Source organism: Litoreibacter meonggei, from assembly GCF_003663885.1.
GTDB classification, from domain to species: domain Bacteria; phylum Pseudomonadota; class Alphaproteobacteria; order Rhodobacterales; family Rhodobacteraceae; genus Litoreibacter; species Litoreibacter meonggei.
Genome location: NZ_RCCE01000002.1, coordinates 113,254 through 129,893, shown reverse-complemented (window position 1 = coordinate 129,893; position 16,640 = coordinate 113,254). Strand labels below are relative to the sequence as shown.

Sequence of the window (16,640 nt, the reverse complement as noted above, 5' to 3'; positions counted from 1 at the left end):
TAATGATTGCCAGCTTGACCCCCTACCTTGCGGCGCATGCGCCTGAGTTGGGGGCTATCAGGCGTCTTGAGAAATTTGGAACGGGGCAATCAAATCCAACCTACAAGATGATCACCAATATTGGCAGTTTCGTGCTCCGGACCAAGCCGCCCGGACCTTTGCTGAAATCTGCCCATCTCGTAGAGCGGGAGTTCGAGGTGATGGCGGGCTTGGCTGACACAGCTGTTCCAGTTCCAAAGATGCTGCATTTGGCGAGAGACGAGATGTCCCCCCTGGGGCGCGCGTTTTTTGTGATGGAGTATCTGGAGGGCCGTATTTTTTGGGATCCAAGCTTGCCTGAGATGCCACGACATGAACGCGGGGCGGTCTATGACGCGATGGCGGATACATTGGCGGCAATGCACAGCGTTGACGTGTCCGCAGTCGGGCTGAACGATTTTGGAAAGCCAGGGAGCTACTTTGCCCGACAGATCGACCGCTGGTCGCGGCAATATCTTGCCTCTGTTGATGTGCCGGATCGCGGCATGACGGGCATCATGGCGTGGTTGGAACTGCACCTGCCAGAGGATGACGGGGAAGTGGCACTGGTGCATGGCGATTACCGGCTGGATAATATGATGTTTGCGCACGATGCGTCGGAGGTGATTGCCTTGCTGGACTGGGAGTTGTCCACTTTGGGCCACCCATTGGCTGACCTGGCGTATCAATGTATGCAATGGCGACTTCCCTATGAGGGCGGCATGAGGGGGTTAGGCGGATTGAGCCGCACGGAATTGGGCTTGCCTTCGGAGCAGGACTACATCGCCCGATATTGTAAAAAACGCGCGATGGCGCCGCCTGACAACTGGGCGTTCTACCTCGTGTTCAGCTATTTCCGACTGGCAGCGATATTGCAGGGCGTCGTGGCACGGGCGCAGGGTGGAAATGCCTCTAACCCCGAAACTGCACAGAAATACGCAGCCGCGATACCGGTGCTTATCAATCAGGCAGTGGACATAGCGCACGAACCAAGCGAAAAAGCTATATGAAACAGGCTCCAAAACACCCCGTTCGACTAGAGCGCCAAGGCAATGTAGCACTCGTCGTTATTGACAACCCTCCGGTTAACGCGCTGGGCGTTTCCGTGCGTTTGGGGATTGCTGCGGCATTGAACGCGGCGCTGGCCGACGACAAGACCGACGCGATTATTATTGCCGCCAACGGGCGGACGTTCCCGGTGGGCGCGGATATCCGCGAGTTTGATATGGCTCCGCAGGAACCGTCTCTGGGCCAGCTTTGCAGCTTGGTGGAAAGTGCGCGCAAACCAGTGATTGCAGCCATCCAAGGAACGGCATTAGGCGGCGGGCTGGAATTGGCGATGGCCGCGCATTACCGTGTCTCGGCGAAAACGGCGCGGATGGGTCTGCCGGAACTACTGCTTGGAATTTTGCCGGGGGCGGGTGGCACGCAGCGCTTGCCACGGCTGATCGGGCCTGAGTTGGCGCTTGATATGATGCTGACGGGTAATCAGGTCAGCGCCGAAATCGCGGCTGAGATCGGGCTTGTTGATCTGGTCGCAGAAGATGATTTACGAGTGGAGGCTGTCACTTATGCCTCGACTGTAAAGAAGCCCCGGCCAACGTCGGAACATCGCGCACATCTGCTGGATGGTGCGGGATATATGGCGGCGGTTGCTGCCCGTCGGGCGCGGGTTAAAGCAGAGCTGGGTGCCAATGCCCTAGCGCCACTCAAGATCGTCAACTGTGTGGAATCTGCGTTACTGCTGCCCATAGAAACAGGTTTGCAGGTAGAGCGGTCTGCATTTGAGGAATGCGTCACGTCGCGCGAAAGCAAAGGGTTGCGACATGCGTTTTTTGCAGAACGCGCCGCCGCGAAATTTCCCGAGGCGGCCGAGGCCAAGCCCGCGCAAGTAGAACGCGTAGCCATCATCGGTGGTGGGCTGATGGGATCGGGTATCGCGATTGCCGCGCTGCAAAGCGGGCTTGCGGTGACCTTGGTTGAGTTAGACGAACATGGGGTGAATTCGGCGCTGGAACGGATCGGGGCGCATTACGAACGCTCGATTGCCAAAGGGCGGTTGTCGGAAGCCCAAGGTGCTGCGGCGCTGACGCATCTGCAATTGACCAACAAGCTGGACTTGATCGGGGAAGCGGACCTCGTGATTGAAGCCGTCGCAGAAAATTTCGAGCTGAAGGCCAACCTGTTGGCTGACATCGCAGTGTTCGCGAAATCTGAGGCAGTGATTGCCACCAACACGTCCTATCTGGACCTTGCCGCATTGGCAGAGGCGACAGGGCGGCCAGAGGATACCATTGGCTTGCACTTCTTTGCCCCCGCGCAGGCCAACAAACTTGTCGAGGTCGGGGTGCATGACGACGCATCCGCCCAAGCGGTGATGACGGCCTTAGGCTTCGCGCGTGCCTTGGGAAAAACCGCCGTGCGGGCTCATGTTCATAACGGGTTCGGGGAAGGGTATATCGGGAATTCCATTCTAGAAGCCTATCGTCACGCCGCGGACATCATGCTGGAAGACGGCGCGACACCCTCGCAAATTGACGGTGCGATGCGGGAGTTCGGGTTCCGGCTGGGACCGTATCAGATAGCCGATATGTCGGGCCTTGATATTGCTTATGCGCGCCGCCAGTTGAAACCTCGCAGCCCCGACGCCCGCTATGTCGAGATTGCCGACAAGATGGTGGAGCAGGGGTGGTTGGGGCAGAAGTCCGGTCGCGGTTATTACATCTATACCGGTGGGCACCATATGGGCGTTCCGAACGGCGACGTGCTGAAGATGATCGCAGAGCACCGCGCGCACAAGGGCATCGTGCCGCGCAAGTTCTCGGACCGTGACATTCGGGATCGCATTTTGCTAGCGATTGTGAATGCCGGCGCGCGCCTTTTGGGCGAAGGCGTTGCCGCGCGGCCAAGTGACATCGACGCGGTCATGGTGCATGGCTTTGGCTACCCGCGCAGCAGAGGCGGGCCGATGATGGATGCAGATGCGACCACGCCGTCGATTATTGCGTCGCGGTTGTCCGTTCTGGCCCCCGAAGATCCGTCCCTTTGGGGGGCCGCACCAGTGCTTACGATGCTTGCAAACGAGCGCCAGAAGTTTGCCGATTTGAATACGGTTTAGATCTTTTTTGACAGCGCAGATAGCATTTCGGCAATGATTGCCTCGATCTGAGCGGAACCGGGGACGCAGATGTGAATGACACCGAAGCGCGTGCAATGTCGGTCGGTGTTTCGACCTCGGACGCGCTGCGCGCAACAAGGCCTTCGACTGCCACACGGCTAGGGTTTGCGATATCGTCGTAGCCAGAATGCTCGTGGCTATGCCATGTCTCATCATCGGACCCCAACACATCCTTCACGTTCTTTGTTCATTGCAATTCCCCCATTTGCGCGGAAGTGTGGCTGAGCAAATCATGACACCTAACCAACCAAGACGAGGAACTTCGCATGCCCGAATTTGCCATCTACCCAAGCCTCAAGGGCAAGCGTGTTCTGATCTCTGGTGGCGCGTCGGGGATCGGCGCACTCACAGTAGAGGCGTTTGTGGAGCAGGGGGCACAGGTGGCGTTTTTGGACCTTGATGCTGATGCCAGCGCCGCCGTGTCGAACGCCACGGGCGCGATGTACGAGCTGTGCGACCTCCGCGATATTGCGGCAACACAAGCTGCCATCGCCAAGCTGGCCGATCAGATGGGCGCATTCGAAGTTCTGGTCAACAACGCCGCCCGAGACGACCGCCACGACTGGCGCGATGTGACACCGGAGTATTGGGACGAACGGATGCAGACCAACCTGCGTCACATGTTCTTCGCGATCCAAGCGGTGGCACCGGGCATGATCGAGGCCGGTCAGGGCAGCATCATCAATCTGGGGTCGAACTCATGGATGGAGGCGGGGGGTAATTTTCCAGCTTACGCCACCGCCAAATCCGCCGTGCAGGGACTGACCCGCACTATGGCGCGAGATTTGGGCGACTACCGTATTCGCGTGAATACCGTGGTTCCCGGTTGGATCATGACAGAGCGACAAAAGGAATTGTGGGTCACGGCGGAGTCCATCGAGAAGCATCGCGACCGCCAATGCCTGCCTGACCTGATCGACCCCATCTATGTGGCACGAATGATTCTGTTTCTGGCATCTGACGACGCGGCGATGTGCACGGCGAACAACTTTATGGTGGAAGCGGGCTCAGTTTGAGCGTCAGCCCAGGATAATTCCAAGGACCACCATCATCAGCCCAATCGCAGACAGGAGCAACGCGCCAAGGTTCAGGCCCACCGTGGTTTGCATAACAGCGCGCAGTTCCTCGTCACTGAGGCCCTGTTTGCGCGCGCGCGCAACTTTGAGGATGCACCAGATCAGGCCAACGAGGCCCATCAATGTAATCACGGCCCCAAGGGGGATCAGGTTGGACATGGCGCACACTCCTTTGTGTCTGTGGCGGTGGCCTAGCCCAGTCAAGCGACTGTCGCAACCGTTTGGACCTTGAAGGTGAGGGCGGGGCTTAGTATCTCGTTGGTTCTGATCCACTCAAGCGCCAAGGAACCGCCCCCATGTCTGACACTTCCGTCGTCGATAGCACTTACCGTGTCACCGCAGATGAGCTGCGCCAGTTCGTGGAGCGCTACGAGCGCCTTGACCAAGAAAAGAAAGACCTCGCAGAGGCGCAAAAAGAAGTAATGGCCGAGGCAAAGGGTCGTGGTTATGACACCAAGGTGCTGCGCAAGATCATGGCCCTTCGCAAACGTGACCCGCAGGATATCTCTGAGGAAGAGGCTGTGTTGGAGCTTTATAAAGAAGCGCTTGGAATGTAATTGGCTTACGGCGTCATGAAGGTGACGCCGGGCATTGCATCGAGCAGGTCCACATCCCGTTCATACAACTCGGACAGCTGATTGACATAAGCCTCGGTCCAGCCGGGAAGGTCAATTTCCTGCTCCAAGGCATCGCCACCGAACTTGTCTAGGAAAGCTGCGATGATGCGCTCTCTTTGGCTTTCAGTTTGGGGCGGGTGAGCAGCAAGGTAGCTCTCCAAGCGGTTTTGCCCACCGCGGCCCATGATGGTGCCAAGAAAGTCGTTCACCCCGTCAAAGCGAAATTCGTCATCCGTGCCTGCAACCGCTTTTAGGATTTGCGGCCAAAGCAGGGGGGTATCCTCGTTGCACCAAACGGTGATCGGGGCATCTGGCACCATGGTGCGTAGGCGCGTGACAAGCCCTGACCACCGCAAGTCCATGGGATCCGTCCCATCGAGGAAGCTTTCGAAATTCGGGTCTTTTGCCCGATCAAATACCGTCGGGATGAAGGTCGCCGGGTTGCGCAGTGCGATGCAGAACCGCACGTTTTCGCGAGAGAACAAGTTCCGTAATCTAGAGGCCTTGAAGCTTGCCGTCGGGTAGAATTCACCTTTACCGATGCTGCGCCCGGGGACACACAAAAAACTCTCATGGCTGAGAATGACCCGCTCTGCGTGGTCCTCGTCCATGATACTGTCAATGAGCGCTTCCTGAGTTTCAATGGGTGCGATGTCGCCGTCCAGCGCTTGCATGGTTTCGCGAATGGCGGGCCGGTACCTTGAGGGCTCTGGAACGATTATTCCGCTTTTGCCGAGCTGACCCTTGTTTTTGTACAGGCATTTCAGAAGGTTATCTTCATCCGTGCTATGAGCGCCGACGTGTAGGACGATTTCCATGCGAGCGATGCCTTGCGTCTTTAAAAAGGTTCTCGCTTGTTTACCGACCCATTATCTTGCAATCAAATGCGAAAGCGAATTGTTGTAGGAATAGTTGCATTTACAGCCTTGCGAACGCGCACTTTCTCGCATTATAAGCGCCCGCAGTGCCCCTATAGCTCAGCTGGTAGAGCAACTGATTTGTAATCAGTAGGTCCGCGGTTCGAGTCCGTGTGGGGGCACCACTAATTCACTCACAAGGCATTGATGTTTAAGGATTAATGATCCTCTTGCATCCTACCCAACTACACGTTTAGCTACACAAAGTAGGTCTAAGCGATGCGGAATGTGACAGTGAAATACCTAAGAGAGAACAATAGAACGGGCAGCTTTGAGTACCGTCGCAGGGTTCCAAAGGTCCTTGAAGGTATCCATTAGAGCAACTCAGGGAGGCGCTGGAAAAGGCCCTTGTCCTCAGTGGACGTGAAAGCCAGTCACAAGCTGGACGAAGCGCTGGGCTATGTGAGGGAGGGCGATACCCTTGTGGTCACCAAGCTGGACCGCCTTGCGCGTTCTGTTGCGCACCTGTTGGAAGTCCTTGCAGTCCTGACTGACAAGGGTGCAGCGTTGCGTATTCTTGATATGGGGATTGATACCAGTACCCCCACAGGGAGGTTGATGTTGACCGTCTTGGGCGGTGTGGCTGAGTTTGAGCGGTCAATCATGTTGGAACGTCAGAGGGAAGGGACCCCATGGAACTCACTTGGACGGAAGCTAAACAGTTATATTAGGGTGTGCTTTCACGGCGGCACGGCTCAGCAATGCTGTCTTCGCCACGCAAGCCATCCAAGACGATCCTGATCTTCTCTTCGGATGAATAGTGCTTGCGGGTTGCTCGCTTGATGTCTTTCACGATCTTCTCGCCGGGGCTCGTCGTTGCCTTTCTCATCGTCCACTCCTCGGTGGTCACGATGAGCAACAAACACTCTCTTAGCAAATAGCCCTAAATGGACCCATAAACGCTGACGTCAGACAAGCGGAGCCGATCGCGATGTCATCGCAAAATGATCGACTTGATGAGATCAGGAAGATCGTAGGAGGCCAGCGAGCGGCGGCCTGATAGTTGAACGCCTCGGCTACGGAGTAAAAGATTTACCCGGCCAGTGGGCTTTTTGTTGAGGACCTCTTCAATCTCACGCCGCAGCAGTTGGTTGGGCGTGGGCTCCAAAACGGGGTTTTGCCAAAAATCCGAAGATTGCTGCAGTGAGGAAACTCAATCTTAACAAAATATCGCTTTATCTTGAGTTGGTTAGTGCGGACGAACCGCACCCATCTTGTGGATACAGAAATCGGAAATAAACTATGCTCTATCTCAAAACACTACTAATGTCGCTACCACTGGTCCTTCTATCTGCGTGCGGAGAAGACGACGCGGAAAATTTCGTCGGAAGGTGGGCTGATCCAAGAAAGGCATTAGTCTTGCAGATATCCGATATCGGAGGGGGCAACGTACAAATTGAGACCACAGCGCTTGATTTCAACAGACGGCTTGAGACTTTCATGGTCGCTGGAGAAGTCGATGGTAACGTGATGGAATACGGCAATATGGGTAGCAAATATATTTATGATGCCGAGTCAGATACGCTCAGACGCGATGATGTAGTGCTTCGTCGCGCACCGGCTGATTGGAATTGGGGTGACGACAAAGCACTGCTTGGAAGTTGATTACCTGCACAAAGAAAAACCCTCGGCCCTCAGGCCGAGGGTGAATTGTTATCCTAGGGTTGGACTAATTCAAATGCTGATGTGGAGCTTCTTAGCTTTACACTTTGCAGCGCGGATGTCTTTAACAGACTTTGCGCGACGAGGCTTCTCGAGTTTGACACAATCCGCACCGGTCTCTTGACTGCCGCGGCGACGAGTCACTGAATCATTCAGTTCGGTGGCCTTTTTCATTCAAGATCATATCGATTTCGCGACGCAGCACCTTGATTGGACGCGGCTTCTATGTAGGCGTCTCGAACGAGATCATCTCCTGCAATAGCGCGCGGATACGCAGGTCCAAGTCGCTGCCGTAGACGGGTCTGCCACGAATTGCACCGATCGAATGGCCCATAAGATGCGCCTGCTCGTCATCGTCCACTCCTCGGTGGTACGGTGAGCAACAAACACTCTCTTAGCAAATAGCCCTAAATGGACCCATAATCGCTGACGTCAGACAAATTGGATCGCACTAACGGCAGCATGCATCCGTGTAAAAGCGCCGGTATCAATGGCGGTTGAATTGTCTAACGGCAATTGTTTGTGTGATGTAGCTATCGGAATATTTTCAATTATCTAAGCCCCTAATGTGAGCCCGTGTGCGCACCTATTGTTTGCTCAACAATGCGGCACTTTTGCTTAGTGAAGGAAATAGGGACCGCTAAATTGTTATTTCTTGCGCGAAATGCCAATCCCGATTGGCTTGCGCTTGTTTCCGGGCAGACTTGGGTCCGGTCCCCAAATCGCCTGGTAGGTGTCGAACGCCAGCCCCTTGCGCTGTAGTATAACGCTGATGACCATGAGTGTGATCCACCACAAGACAATGACTGCTAGCATCCACTTCGGCGCGTTGGCTTGCCAGAGGCCCGAAGAGATGGTCAAACATGACAGGCCCAATACAATATAACCCGCTCCCTTGTGGACAAATTCAAACACCAAACGCCGCGTGGTCATGTCAAAATGATCTCCGCGAACAGATTCACTCTTAGCGGAGTCTGTGGGACCACCTTTTGACCCTCTGAGCACGCCACCAGCGATCTGAACGCAAGCCAACGCGAGCGTGGTCCAACCTAGATACCAATGTATCCCGCCGCCCCCCGCCAGTGGTGGCGCATTGAGAATGAACCACGCGCCAACACCCGTCAGCGCACAAGCGCTGTATTGGCAGAATTGATGGGTGTTCCACCAAAGCCGGTTGTCCAGCTGTTCGGGCCAATTCTGTTTCGGAGAAATCTTGCAGTAGCGCGCGACAATGATGCCCAAGGGGACCAGTATGCCCCAAGCCAAAACCATAATTCGTGCATGCCAACTGAGATGCCAACCTACCTCGTGGACGCGCGTAGCGTCCATCGGAGCCAACAGCCACTCCAACATCAGCCTTTGACCGCACCAGCGGTCATGCCAGTGATAATCTGCCGTGACGCCACGAAGGTGAATATGATTGGTGGTATGGCAAGCAACATGCCCGTTGCCATGATCACTCCCCAATCAATGTCAAACTCGGTCATCGAGTTGACGATGGTTACCGGAACGGTTCGGGAGTTGCGGTCCGCTAGTGCATTGGCCAACAGGAATTCGTTCCACGCCACTCGGAAGGTGAAGATCGCTGCCGCCGCAAGCCCGGGTTTGATCAAAGGCAGCACCACAAGAAAGAAGACCTGAAAGGGGCCTGCACCATCCATGCGCGCAGCTTCTTCCAACTGAATTGGCACTTGAACGATGAAACTTTGCAATATCCAAATCACGAAGGGCAGGTTCATCGCCACGTACACTAAGATGATCCCGGCGCGCGTGCCGTCAATCTGAAACTGGAAGGTCCAGATGCCAAAGACCGGCACCAGCAATACCGCGGGCGGTACCATACGCATGGCCAGTGTAGACAAGGAAACCGTGTCGCGTCCCATGAACCGGAAGCGCACCAGAGCATAGGCCGCCATGCAGCCTATGACCAATGTCAGGACCGTCGATACCAGAGAGATGATCAATGAATTGACCAATGCCCGCCCGAATGTCTTGTCGCAATAGTCGACATGGGCTGCTTCGTACCAAAGAAAGTCGCACAGGGCCGTCTCGTAATTCCGCAACGTCGGCATGAAGATCAGCGACGACGTGTCTGACATGATGTCTACATTCAGCTTGAAAGACGTCATGAGCATCATCGCGATGGGCCCGACTGCCATCACGACCAAGGCTACCAACAATGCGTAGAAAGCGGGGTTTTGCTTGTCATAGGTTTTATCCGACATCAGTCTTCCTCCGCCGCTGCGCGTAACCGGGCCGCACGAACCTCGACGGCCTTATTGTAGAAAAACATGCCGAAGGTCAGAAGCATCAGAAGGATCAGCAAGAAGTTTGACATGGCTGCGGCCTCTCCCAACTCGCGGAACTCGGATGCGGTGCGAGAGATACGAAGAGACAGGATTTCGGTCGACAGACCCGGCCCGCCATTGGTCAGGACCAAGATAACCTCCAGCACTTTGAAGGCGTCGATAAGGCGCAACAGCAGCGTCACGATCAGCACCGGCATCATCAGCGGGAGCTTGATGTGGATGATTTGCTGCCAGCCCGTGGCCCCGTCAATGCGAGAGGCTTCCATGGCTGATTGCGGTAAAGATTGCAGGGCAGCCAATGACAGAATGAAAATGAACGGCGTCCACTGCCACACGTCGGCAATAACCACCGAGGCAAACGCCCACGACCCGTCAGACAACCAAGGGACAGTCTCAAAGCCCAGTGACTTTAGTGTCCGGTTAAAGATCCCCACGGTCGGGTGATACATATAGCGCCACATCAGACCCACGACGATAGGTGCGATCATCATCGGCAGGATGAACAGTGTGCGGAGCAAGCTCATGCCGCGAATATTGCGGTCAAGCAGGAGAGCGAGACCGACACCGATAAACATCTCCACGGAGACGACGATGGCCGCGAACTTGATGGTGACCCAGAAACTCTCGAGGAAGGCGGCATCACTCAAGAGGTTGACGTAGTTGCGCAGACCGACGAAATCCGCCTCACCAATCCGTTGGCTGGGGTTCCAGTCAAGGAAGCTCGCGTAGATCATGTACCCAATCGGGTAGAGCAGCGCGACAGCCATGATCAACGCAGCAGGGGCGAGGAACAAGTATGGCGTGAGCCGATTTACATTCGCGCTTTGCATGGGATGATCCGGAATTGGACGGTGAGTAGGGGGCTGGTTAAGACCTATCCAGCTCCCGGGTTTTCAAGAGTGAGGTTGCGGCAGGCCATTGGCCTACCGCTTTCCCTCAGGCGACTATTGCCAAGTGTAGTAGCCAGCCTCGGACATGATATCCTTGGCACGCGCTGCCACACCGTCCAGCGCTTCTTGTGGGTCCAGACCTTCGGTCAGAACTTGGCTCATAGTAGTGCCGATATCCGCGTTGATCTTGCCCCAAGTCGGGATGATGGGGCGCCAGTCTGGATCAGCATATTTCAGCGCTTCCCCAAAGGTCGCGGAATACGGATATTTCGCATTCAGGCCCGCATCTTGGTAGGTAGAGAACCGTGACGGGTTGCCGCCATTCATCGCAGCCATCAAGTCACCCTTCTTGGATGTCAGCCACTGCATCAACAAGAATGCCGCTTCTTTGTTTTGCGCATTCTTCGGGATTGCGATGCCGAACCCGCCGGTTTGAGAACCACGACGAACACCTTCGGGGTGCAGGGCATAGCCGACTTTACCCGCAACTTTGGATTTGCTTGGGTCTTCGAACCCAGCCGCAAATGCGATCGAGTCCATGAACATCGCGGAGGTGCCTTGGCTGAAAGACGCGGCTGCTTCTGCCGGGCCAAAGGTTTGCGAACCTTCAGGGCCACAATCAACGATGGTTTTCAAAGCATTCGCGGCGGCCACACCGGCTTCGTTGTTGATGATCGGGTTCCAATTGTCATCAAACACGCGGCCACCCAGCGGGGCGAGGTGAAGCAAGAATGCGTGCGAGGCTTGGTGGCCGGACGCTGCACGCGAGGCCATGCCGCCCATGCCTTCTTCGACTTCCGGAATTTTACAAGCGGCGTCCAATAGCTGGTCGTAGTTTTGCGGAACGTCGATGCCGTGCTTTTCAAAGATGTCTTTGCGGTAAGCTAGAACCGATGTCTCAGAGCCGTATGGAATACCGAACAACGATCCGGTTTGACCCGGCAGGTAACCCTTTTTACCACCTGCAACGCCGATGTTGGCGACATAGCCGTCAATCAAGTCTTCTGCGTCATAGTTTGGATCAGACAGCTTCGGGTTCATGAAATATTTGGCAAGATTTTCCAGTTGGTCCGCAAAGACGTAATCAGCCTTCGAGAAAACCACATAGGCGATCATGTCGTAGTCGCCTTCGTCTTTTGTCAGTTCCAGCGTTTGGCGCTCACGCATTTTGAGGTATTGCAGTTGATCTACTTCCACCTCGATGCCGGTTTCTTTGGTGAACTCAGGTAGCACTTTCATCATCGCGTTGTAGTGCGGGTGTGCTGGAACATTGATGACAAGAGTCGTTCCGGCGTAAGGCGCATACGGCCCGCCATGACCGTCTGCGACCGCGACCCCGGCCAGTGAGAGCGAAAGCGCCGTCCCGGTTAAAATTGTTTTTAGTGATAGCATTATTGAATCCTCCCAGATGCCATTCTTATTCAAAGTCTCAAGCCTGAGGCTTTGTCGAAAATCATGATTTCATTTGTCAGCACGCCGAACGTCTGAACAGAGCCCGCCCGTACCGGCGAGGTGCTTTGCGTTTCGACCAGCACATCCGCCCCGCCGCAACGGGTAACAAGTACGGACTGGGCGCCAAGATATTCGGACACCACGACCTTCAACTCTATCGGCGCGCCGCGCGATATATCGGTTGTTAAGCTGGACGGGCGTAGCCCGACGGTCACCGCGCGCGTCTGCACATCGTTCATCCGTGCGCTGATGTCCAAATCAAGCGGCAGCTTGAAGCCGTCGCCATGTACCCAAGTTTTTCCGTCGTCGTCGACCAGCTCGCCATCAATGAAATTCATGCTCGGAGAGCCTATGAAACCAGCTACGAATTTGTTGACCGGGGATTTGAACAACTCTTCAGGTGTGCCTTGTTGCTGGATCAAACCGTCGCTCATGACGACGATCCGGTCGCCAAGGGTCATGGCTTCGACCTGATCGTGAGTCACATAGACCATGTTCTTATCGATCGTGTCGCGCATCTCCGCGAGCTCGGCCCGCATCTTGCCCCGTAGTTTGGCATCAAGGTTGGAGAGCGGCTCATCGAACAAAAAAGTTCCAGCGTCTCGGACCAAAGCACGGCCCATGGCGACGCGTTGACGTTGGCCACCCGATAACTCTGCGGGTTTGCGATCCAATAGCGGCGCAATGTTTAGCATTTCAGCAACGCGCCGCACTTTTTCTTCAATCTCGGACTTGGGCGCGCGCGCGAGGCGCAGCGCGAACGACATATTCTTGGCAATCGTCATGTGCGGGTAGAGGGCGTAATCCTGAAACACCATTGCAAGATCACGATCCTTCGGTTCAAGCTTGGAGATCGGTTTTTCGTCGAAGAATATCTCACCACCAGACAATGTCTCGAGACCGGCCAACATGCGCAAAGTCGTCGATTTACCGCAGCCGGATGGTCCGACAAGGACGGTGAACTCGCCGTCGTCCAACGCAAGATCGAAAGGCGGCAAAACCTCAACGGAACCGTAGCTTTTGGCTACTTGATCGAAGGTAATCTTCGGCACTCCGTCCTCCCAAACAGCGCTGCTGGTGGTCTATCTGGCCAACCATAGCTATTCCACATGATCGTCCACAGAAGGCATCACGAGAAGCCTCCAAAGGCAAAATGAACGTTAGCGTTAACGTAGTTGGGCGGTTATGCTGCTGATAAGAATTATGAATTGGCGTTAGGAAATAGCATCCCCCCCCGCGCAAAAGCGACGAGAATCGAAGACGTAGCTGCCAAAGCCAATGTCAGCATCATGACAGTTTCACGGGCTTTGCGCGGTGTGGAAGGCGTCTCGGAAAAGAAGCGCGCGGAGATTCTTAAGATCGCAAGGACGCTTAACTACGTTCCCAACAGCAATGCGCGTTCACTTGCTGTCGCCAACTCAAATCTCGTCGGAATTTCGCTTCCAACCTTCGCAGGCGAGGTTTTTGCAGAAATTCTGAACGGTATGCGACAGACCTTTGAGAAGGCCGGTTATTCCAGTGTTATTGACACAACCGAGTATTCGAGAGACGCCGAACTGATCTGGGTGCGGCGGTTGCTGTCTTGGCAGCCCGCTGCCGTCATACTGACAGGCGTGGATCATCACCCAGAAACCTACGCATTGCTCAAGGCCAGTCCGCTCCCGGTTTTGGAGATTTGGGATCATACGGATGATCCCATCGACTTGTGTGTTGGCATCGACCATTTCAAAGCAGGTCAGGCAATTGGTCAGCATGCGACCGAGCGTGGGTATAAGTGTCCCGCTTTTGTTAGCACCCCTAAAGGTCACGATATACGCGCCGATGCCCGGCTTGCCGGAATACGAGATATCTATAGGCAGATTGGCCAAAATCATGTTCCGGTTTCTCGCCCGCCCTTGCAAAGCGCGTTCACTGCCGGTTTCCAAGGAGCCACCGAGCTAATCAACGAGGAGCAACCAGACATCATCTGTTTTCTGAATGATCACATGGCATTTGGCGGGATGATGGCGTGTAATTCCTTGGGACTCTCAATTCCCGACGACATGGGGGTTGTTGGGTTCAATTCGCTCGATCTCGCGTCTGTGCTGCCAAAAAGATTGACAACCATTCGCACTCCGCGACGTTTGATGGGGGTCACCGGTGCAAGAAATCTTCTGGCTCGCATCAATGGTGTTCCGATTGAACGGAACATTGTGTTGCCTGTCGAATTTGTCAGCGGCGAGACCACGTAGCTATTCAGAAACCACACTCAGACAACTGGCGTCAGCAAGGGCTTTCCTGCGAAATAGGCAGCTAGATTGTCGCGTTGAAGCTGCCCCATGATTTTCCGCGTCTCGATAGTTCCAGACGACTGGTGCGGTTGTAGCAGCACATTGTCCAGTGCCAAGAAACGAGGGTCAATTTCAGGTTCGTTCAAAAACACGTCTAACGCCGCGGCCCGGATTGTGCGGGCTTCAAGCGCGTTCAACAAGGCATTCTCGTTAATAGTGGTCCCGCGGGAAGTGTTCACCAGTAGCCCTTCAGGTCCAAGAGCATCAAGCGCTTCCGCACCAACGATACCCGCGGTTTCAGGACCGCCAGACAGCGTGAGAACGAGGATATCGACAGCGGCTGCCATGGCCACAATGTCGGCGTGATAGGTCCAGCCGTGGGTCTCTTTCGGACTACGGGAATAGTAGTGAAGGTCGCAACCAAAGGGCTGCAACCGTTCTGCCACTGACCGTCCGATCCGGCCGAGACCCACTATGCCAACACGTTTTCCGGACACTTTACGTTGCACGGGGTACGCGCCGTTTTTGGCCCAATTGCCAGAACTGACCCACATATGCGCACCCGTCATGTCGCGTGAACTTGCGATGATCATCCCAACGGCTAAATCTGCGACATCGTCAGTCAATACGTCTGGCGTGTTCGACACTTTGATACCTTTTGAGGCGGCGTAAGAAACATCGATAGTGTCATAGCCGACTCCGTAATTCGCGATCATGCCGAGTTTGGGAAAAGCGTCCATAGTCTGCGCGCCCAAGGTATCGTGGCCCTTAAACGCGAAGGCCTCGACCAGTTCGAACGCCTCCTTCGGCAGCGTCTCCAGAGCGGCACCATGCGGCAGGTTATAGATGGTATAGTCGGCCATCATCGGCACAAGATCCCAGTCATCATAGGTCTCGAATGTCAGTATATGGCGCGTTGTCATGGAAAATCCGATCGATTTAGCGAGGTAGACCGCAAAAAATTTTACGCGGCGGGCGATTGGCTCAATCAACTACAAATCAGCAAAATACTGCAATAGCCAACATCAAAGGACTTCACCTGCGCGAAATTTTAATGTCAAAGCCGCGACGCATACAAACAGTGAGCGCTTATGTCAGACGGTTTCATCGTTATCGTCGGGCGTGCTTAGTGTTGACCATGCATCGTCACGCGGTGGCGGTGGCGGTGTTTCGCAGGCGCGAAGGTGAATATTTACCTTAGCGATAAAGTTCGCTGAAATCGGGGCCGTCACAAACAAAAATGCCATAATCAACAGCTCGTGTATCGATGTCTCACCCAGCAGAAAAGAGTGACCAATTGAAGCCAAGAGCAGTGCCCCAATCCCGACCGTGCCGACTTTGGTTGGCGCATGCAGGCGGGTCATGGAATCGTTGAATTTCAAAAGTCCGATCACACCAACGGCCACAAAACCTGACCCGATCAGTAAGCACAGCGCAACTGCATATGTTCCAATAATTTCAGCGGTCATTCGATGATATCTCCCCGCAAAATGAAGCGCGCGAGCGCGACGGTAGACACGAAGCCCAGCATTGCAATGAGCAAAGACACCTCGAAATAGATCTGCACGCCTTGATGTATCCCCAGCACAACCACCAGCCCAAGCGCATTGATCACCATCGTGTCCAACGCGAGAATTCGGTCACCTGACGTCGGGCCCAGCACCAGCCGCACCATCGACAAAATTTGCCCGAGTGCCAGTGCTACAAACGCGATGATCAACGCAATATTTATCAATGCCGTTGCTGTTGTCATTGGAATATCTCCTTTAGGCGACGCTCATAGCGAGTCTTAATATCTACGACCACTGCCTCGGGGTCATGGGTATGTAGTACGTGAACAAGCAGGCTATGCCCCTCATCCGATAGATCGGCAGAGACGGTGCCAGGCGTGAGCGTGATGGTTCCGGCAAGCACGGTTATTGCCTCCGGCTGGCGCAATTCTAACGGTACCACGATCCAGGCGGGCCTCAGCTTTGAGTTCGGAACCGATAGAACAATCCAGGCGACTTGAATGTTGGCAACCATAATGTCCCACATCACCATGATGCTATAAGTTACCATTTTGCCAAGGCGGAAGCCTTTGGGCGTGTCCGGCCACCAGATCGAGGTCATTCTTGGGATGATGATGCCAAGGATAATACCAAAGACCGCCATCCCCGCAGAGACCTCGTTTTGTAGCAACATCCACACAATCGCCAACAGGAGAGTAAGAAACGGGTGCGGCAAAAGCCATTGGTATGCGCGTGTCATT

At 54.8% G+C, this 16,640-nt stretch carries 17 protein-coding genes, 1 tRNA gene and 2 pseudogenes; 8 read left to right on the top strand and 12 right to left on the bottom strand.

Going from position 1 to position 16,640, the window contains the following annotated elements; all coding sequences use genetic code 11:
• The first annotated feature begins 2 nt into the window (after positions 1-2).
• The 3 genes from BCF46_RS05345 (at position 3) to BCF46_RS05335 (ending at position 4,212) form a co-directional block, all read left to right on the top strand.
• Positions 3-1,028 (top strand): phosphotransferase family protein, encoded by a 1,026-nt coding sequence (locus tag BCF46_RS05345; RefSeq protein WP_245989859.1) that lies wholly within the window; start codon positions 3-5, stop codon positions 1,026-1,028.
• Positions 1,025-3,136: a 3-hydroxyacyl-CoA dehydrogenase NAD-binding domain-containing protein gene (locus BCF46_RS05340; protein WP_121022517.1), complete on the top strand. Its 2,112-nt coding sequence runs from the start codon at positions 1,025-1,027 to the stop codon at positions 3,134-3,136. The genes BCF46_RS05345 and BCF46_RS05340 overlap by 4 nt, the downstream gene beginning before the upstream one ends.
• A 326-nt stretch (positions 3,137-3,462) precedes the next feature.
• Positions 3,463-4,212, top strand: a complete 750-nt coding sequence (locus BCF46_RS05335) for an SDR family NAD(P)-dependent oxidoreductase (RefSeq protein WP_121022515.1) — start codon at positions 3,463-3,465, stop codon at positions 4,210-4,212.
• Between the two features lie 3 nt (positions 4,213-4,215).
• On the opposite strand, the gene BCF46_RS05330 is transcribed toward BCF46_RS05335, so the two are convergent.
• Positions 4,216-4,431 carry a hypothetical protein gene (locus tag BCF46_RS05330; protein WP_121022513.1) on the bottom strand — a complete coding sequence of 72 codons (216 nt, stop codon included), beginning with the start codon at positions 4,429-4,431 and terminating at the stop codon, positions 4,216-4,218.
• Positions 4,432-4,568: 137 nt separating this feature from the next.
• Between BCF46_RS05330 and BCF46_RS05325 the strand changes: the two genes are divergently transcribed.
• Positions 4,569-4,829 carry a DUF2312 domain-containing protein gene (locus BCF46_RS05325; RefSeq protein WP_121022511.1) on the top strand — a complete coding sequence of 87 codons (261 nt, stop codon included), beginning with the start codon at positions 4,569-4,571 and terminating at the stop codon, positions 4,827-4,829.
• Between the two features lie 5 nt (positions 4,830-4,834).
• On the opposite strand, the gene BCF46_RS05320 is transcribed toward BCF46_RS05325, so the two are convergent.
• Positions 4,835-5,707: a hypothetical protein gene (locus BCF46_RS05320; protein ID WP_121022509.1), complete on the bottom strand. Its 873-nt coding sequence runs from the start codon at positions 5,705-5,707 to the stop codon at positions 4,835-4,837.
• A gap of 148 nt (positions 5,708-5,855) precedes the next feature.
• On the opposite strand from BCF46_RS05320, the gene BCF46_RS05315 reads away from it, so the two are divergent.
• A tRNA-Thr gene (locus BCF46_RS05315) sits at positions 5,856-5,931 on the top strand.
• A gap of 223 nt (positions 5,932-6,154) precedes the next feature.
• Positions 6,155-6,433: pseudogene (locus BCF46_RS05310) on the top strand (recombinase family protein); the annotation flags it as partial.
• 52 nt (positions 6,434-6,485) lie between these two features.
• On the opposite strand, the pseudogene BCF46_RS05305 reads toward BCF46_RS05310, so the two are convergent.
• Positions 6,486-6,635, bottom strand: a pseudogene (locus BCF46_RS05305) (IS3 family transposase); the annotation flags it as partial.
• A 413-nt stretch (positions 6,636-7,048) separates the two neighbouring features.
• Between BCF46_RS05305 and BCF46_RS05300 the strand changes: the two are divergent.
• Complete coding sequence (locus tag BCF46_RS05300) at positions 7,049-7,411, top strand: hypothetical protein (RefSeq protein ID WP_121022504.1); 363 nt, start codon at positions 7,049-7,051, stop codon at positions 7,409-7,411.
• Positions 7,412-8,116: 705 nt separating this feature from the next.
• Here the strand turns inward: BCF46_RS05300 and BCF46_RS05295 are convergent.
• From BCF46_RS05295 to BCF46_RS05275, 5 genes are all read right to left on the bottom strand, one after another.
• Positions 8,117-8,821, bottom strand: coding sequence for a cytochrome b561 domain-containing protein (locus tag BCF46_RS05295; RefSeq protein ID WP_121022502.1), 705 nt, complete (start codon positions 8,819-8,821; stop codon positions 8,117-8,119).
• Positions 8,821-9,693: a carbohydrate ABC transporter permease gene (locus tag BCF46_RS05290; RefSeq protein ID WP_121022500.1), complete on the bottom strand. Its 873-nt coding sequence runs from the start codon at positions 9,691-9,693 to the stop codon at positions 8,821-8,823. Before BCF46_RS05290 ends, BCF46_RS05295 begins: the two co-directional genes overlap by 1 nt.
• A complete protein-coding gene (locus tag BCF46_RS05285) occupies positions 9,693-10,607 on the bottom strand; it encodes a carbohydrate ABC transporter permease (RefSeq protein ID WP_121022498.1) in 915 nt (304 codons plus the stop codon). The genes BCF46_RS05290 and BCF46_RS05285 overlap by 1 nt, the downstream gene beginning before the upstream one ends.
• Positions 10,608-10,721: 114 nt before the next feature.
• Entirely contained in the window at positions 10,722-12,059 is a 1,338-nt protein-coding gene (locus BCF46_RS05280) for an extracellular solute-binding protein (protein WP_121022496.1), read from the bottom strand.
• Between the two features lie 29 nt (positions 12,060-12,088).
• On the bottom strand, positions 12,089-13,171 hold the full coding sequence (locus BCF46_RS05275; protein ID WP_121022493.1) for an ABC transporter ATP-binding protein: 1,083 nt from the start codon (positions 13,169-13,171) through the stop codon (positions 12,089-12,091).
• 123 nt (positions 13,172-13,294) lie between these two features.
• Between BCF46_RS05275 and BCF46_RS05270 the strand changes: the two genes are divergently transcribed.
• Positions 13,295-14,350: a LacI family DNA-binding transcriptional regulator gene (locus BCF46_RS05270; RefSeq protein ID WP_121022492.1), complete on the top strand. Its 1,056-nt coding sequence runs from the start codon at positions 13,295-13,297 to the stop codon at positions 14,348-14,350.
• A gap of 17 nt (positions 14,351-14,367) precedes the next feature.
• Here BCF46_RS05270 and BCF46_RS05265 read toward each other — a convergent pair whose 3' ends face one another.
• The 4 genes from BCF46_RS05265 to BCF46_RS05250 all read right to left on the bottom strand — a co-directional run bounded on the left by BCF46_RS05265 (position 14,368) and on the right by BCF46_RS05250 (position 16,639).
• Positions 14,368-15,312 carry a 2-hydroxyacid dehydrogenase gene (locus BCF46_RS05265; protein WP_170157864.1) on the bottom strand — a complete coding sequence of 315 codons (945 nt, stop codon included), beginning with the start codon at positions 15,310-15,312 and terminating at the stop codon, positions 14,368-14,370.
• Between the two features lie 171 nt (positions 15,313-15,483).
• Positions 15,484-15,858: a cation:proton antiporter gene (locus BCF46_RS05260; RefSeq protein WP_121022490.1), complete on the bottom strand. Its 375-nt coding sequence runs from the start codon at positions 15,856-15,858 to the stop codon at positions 15,484-15,486.
• Positions 15,855-16,142: a K+/H+ antiporter subunit F gene (locus BCF46_RS05255; protein ID WP_121022487.1), complete on the bottom strand. Its 288-nt coding sequence runs from the start codon at positions 16,140-16,142 to the stop codon at positions 15,855-15,857. The genes BCF46_RS05260 and BCF46_RS05255 overlap by 4 nt, the downstream gene beginning before the upstream one ends.
• A complete protein-coding gene (locus BCF46_RS05250) occupies positions 16,139-16,639 on the bottom strand; it encodes a Na+/H+ antiporter subunit E (protein WP_121022485.1) in 501 nt (166 codons plus the stop codon). Before BCF46_RS05250 ends, BCF46_RS05255 begins: the two co-directional genes overlap by 4 nt.
• Position 16,640 lies beyond the last annotated feature (1 nt).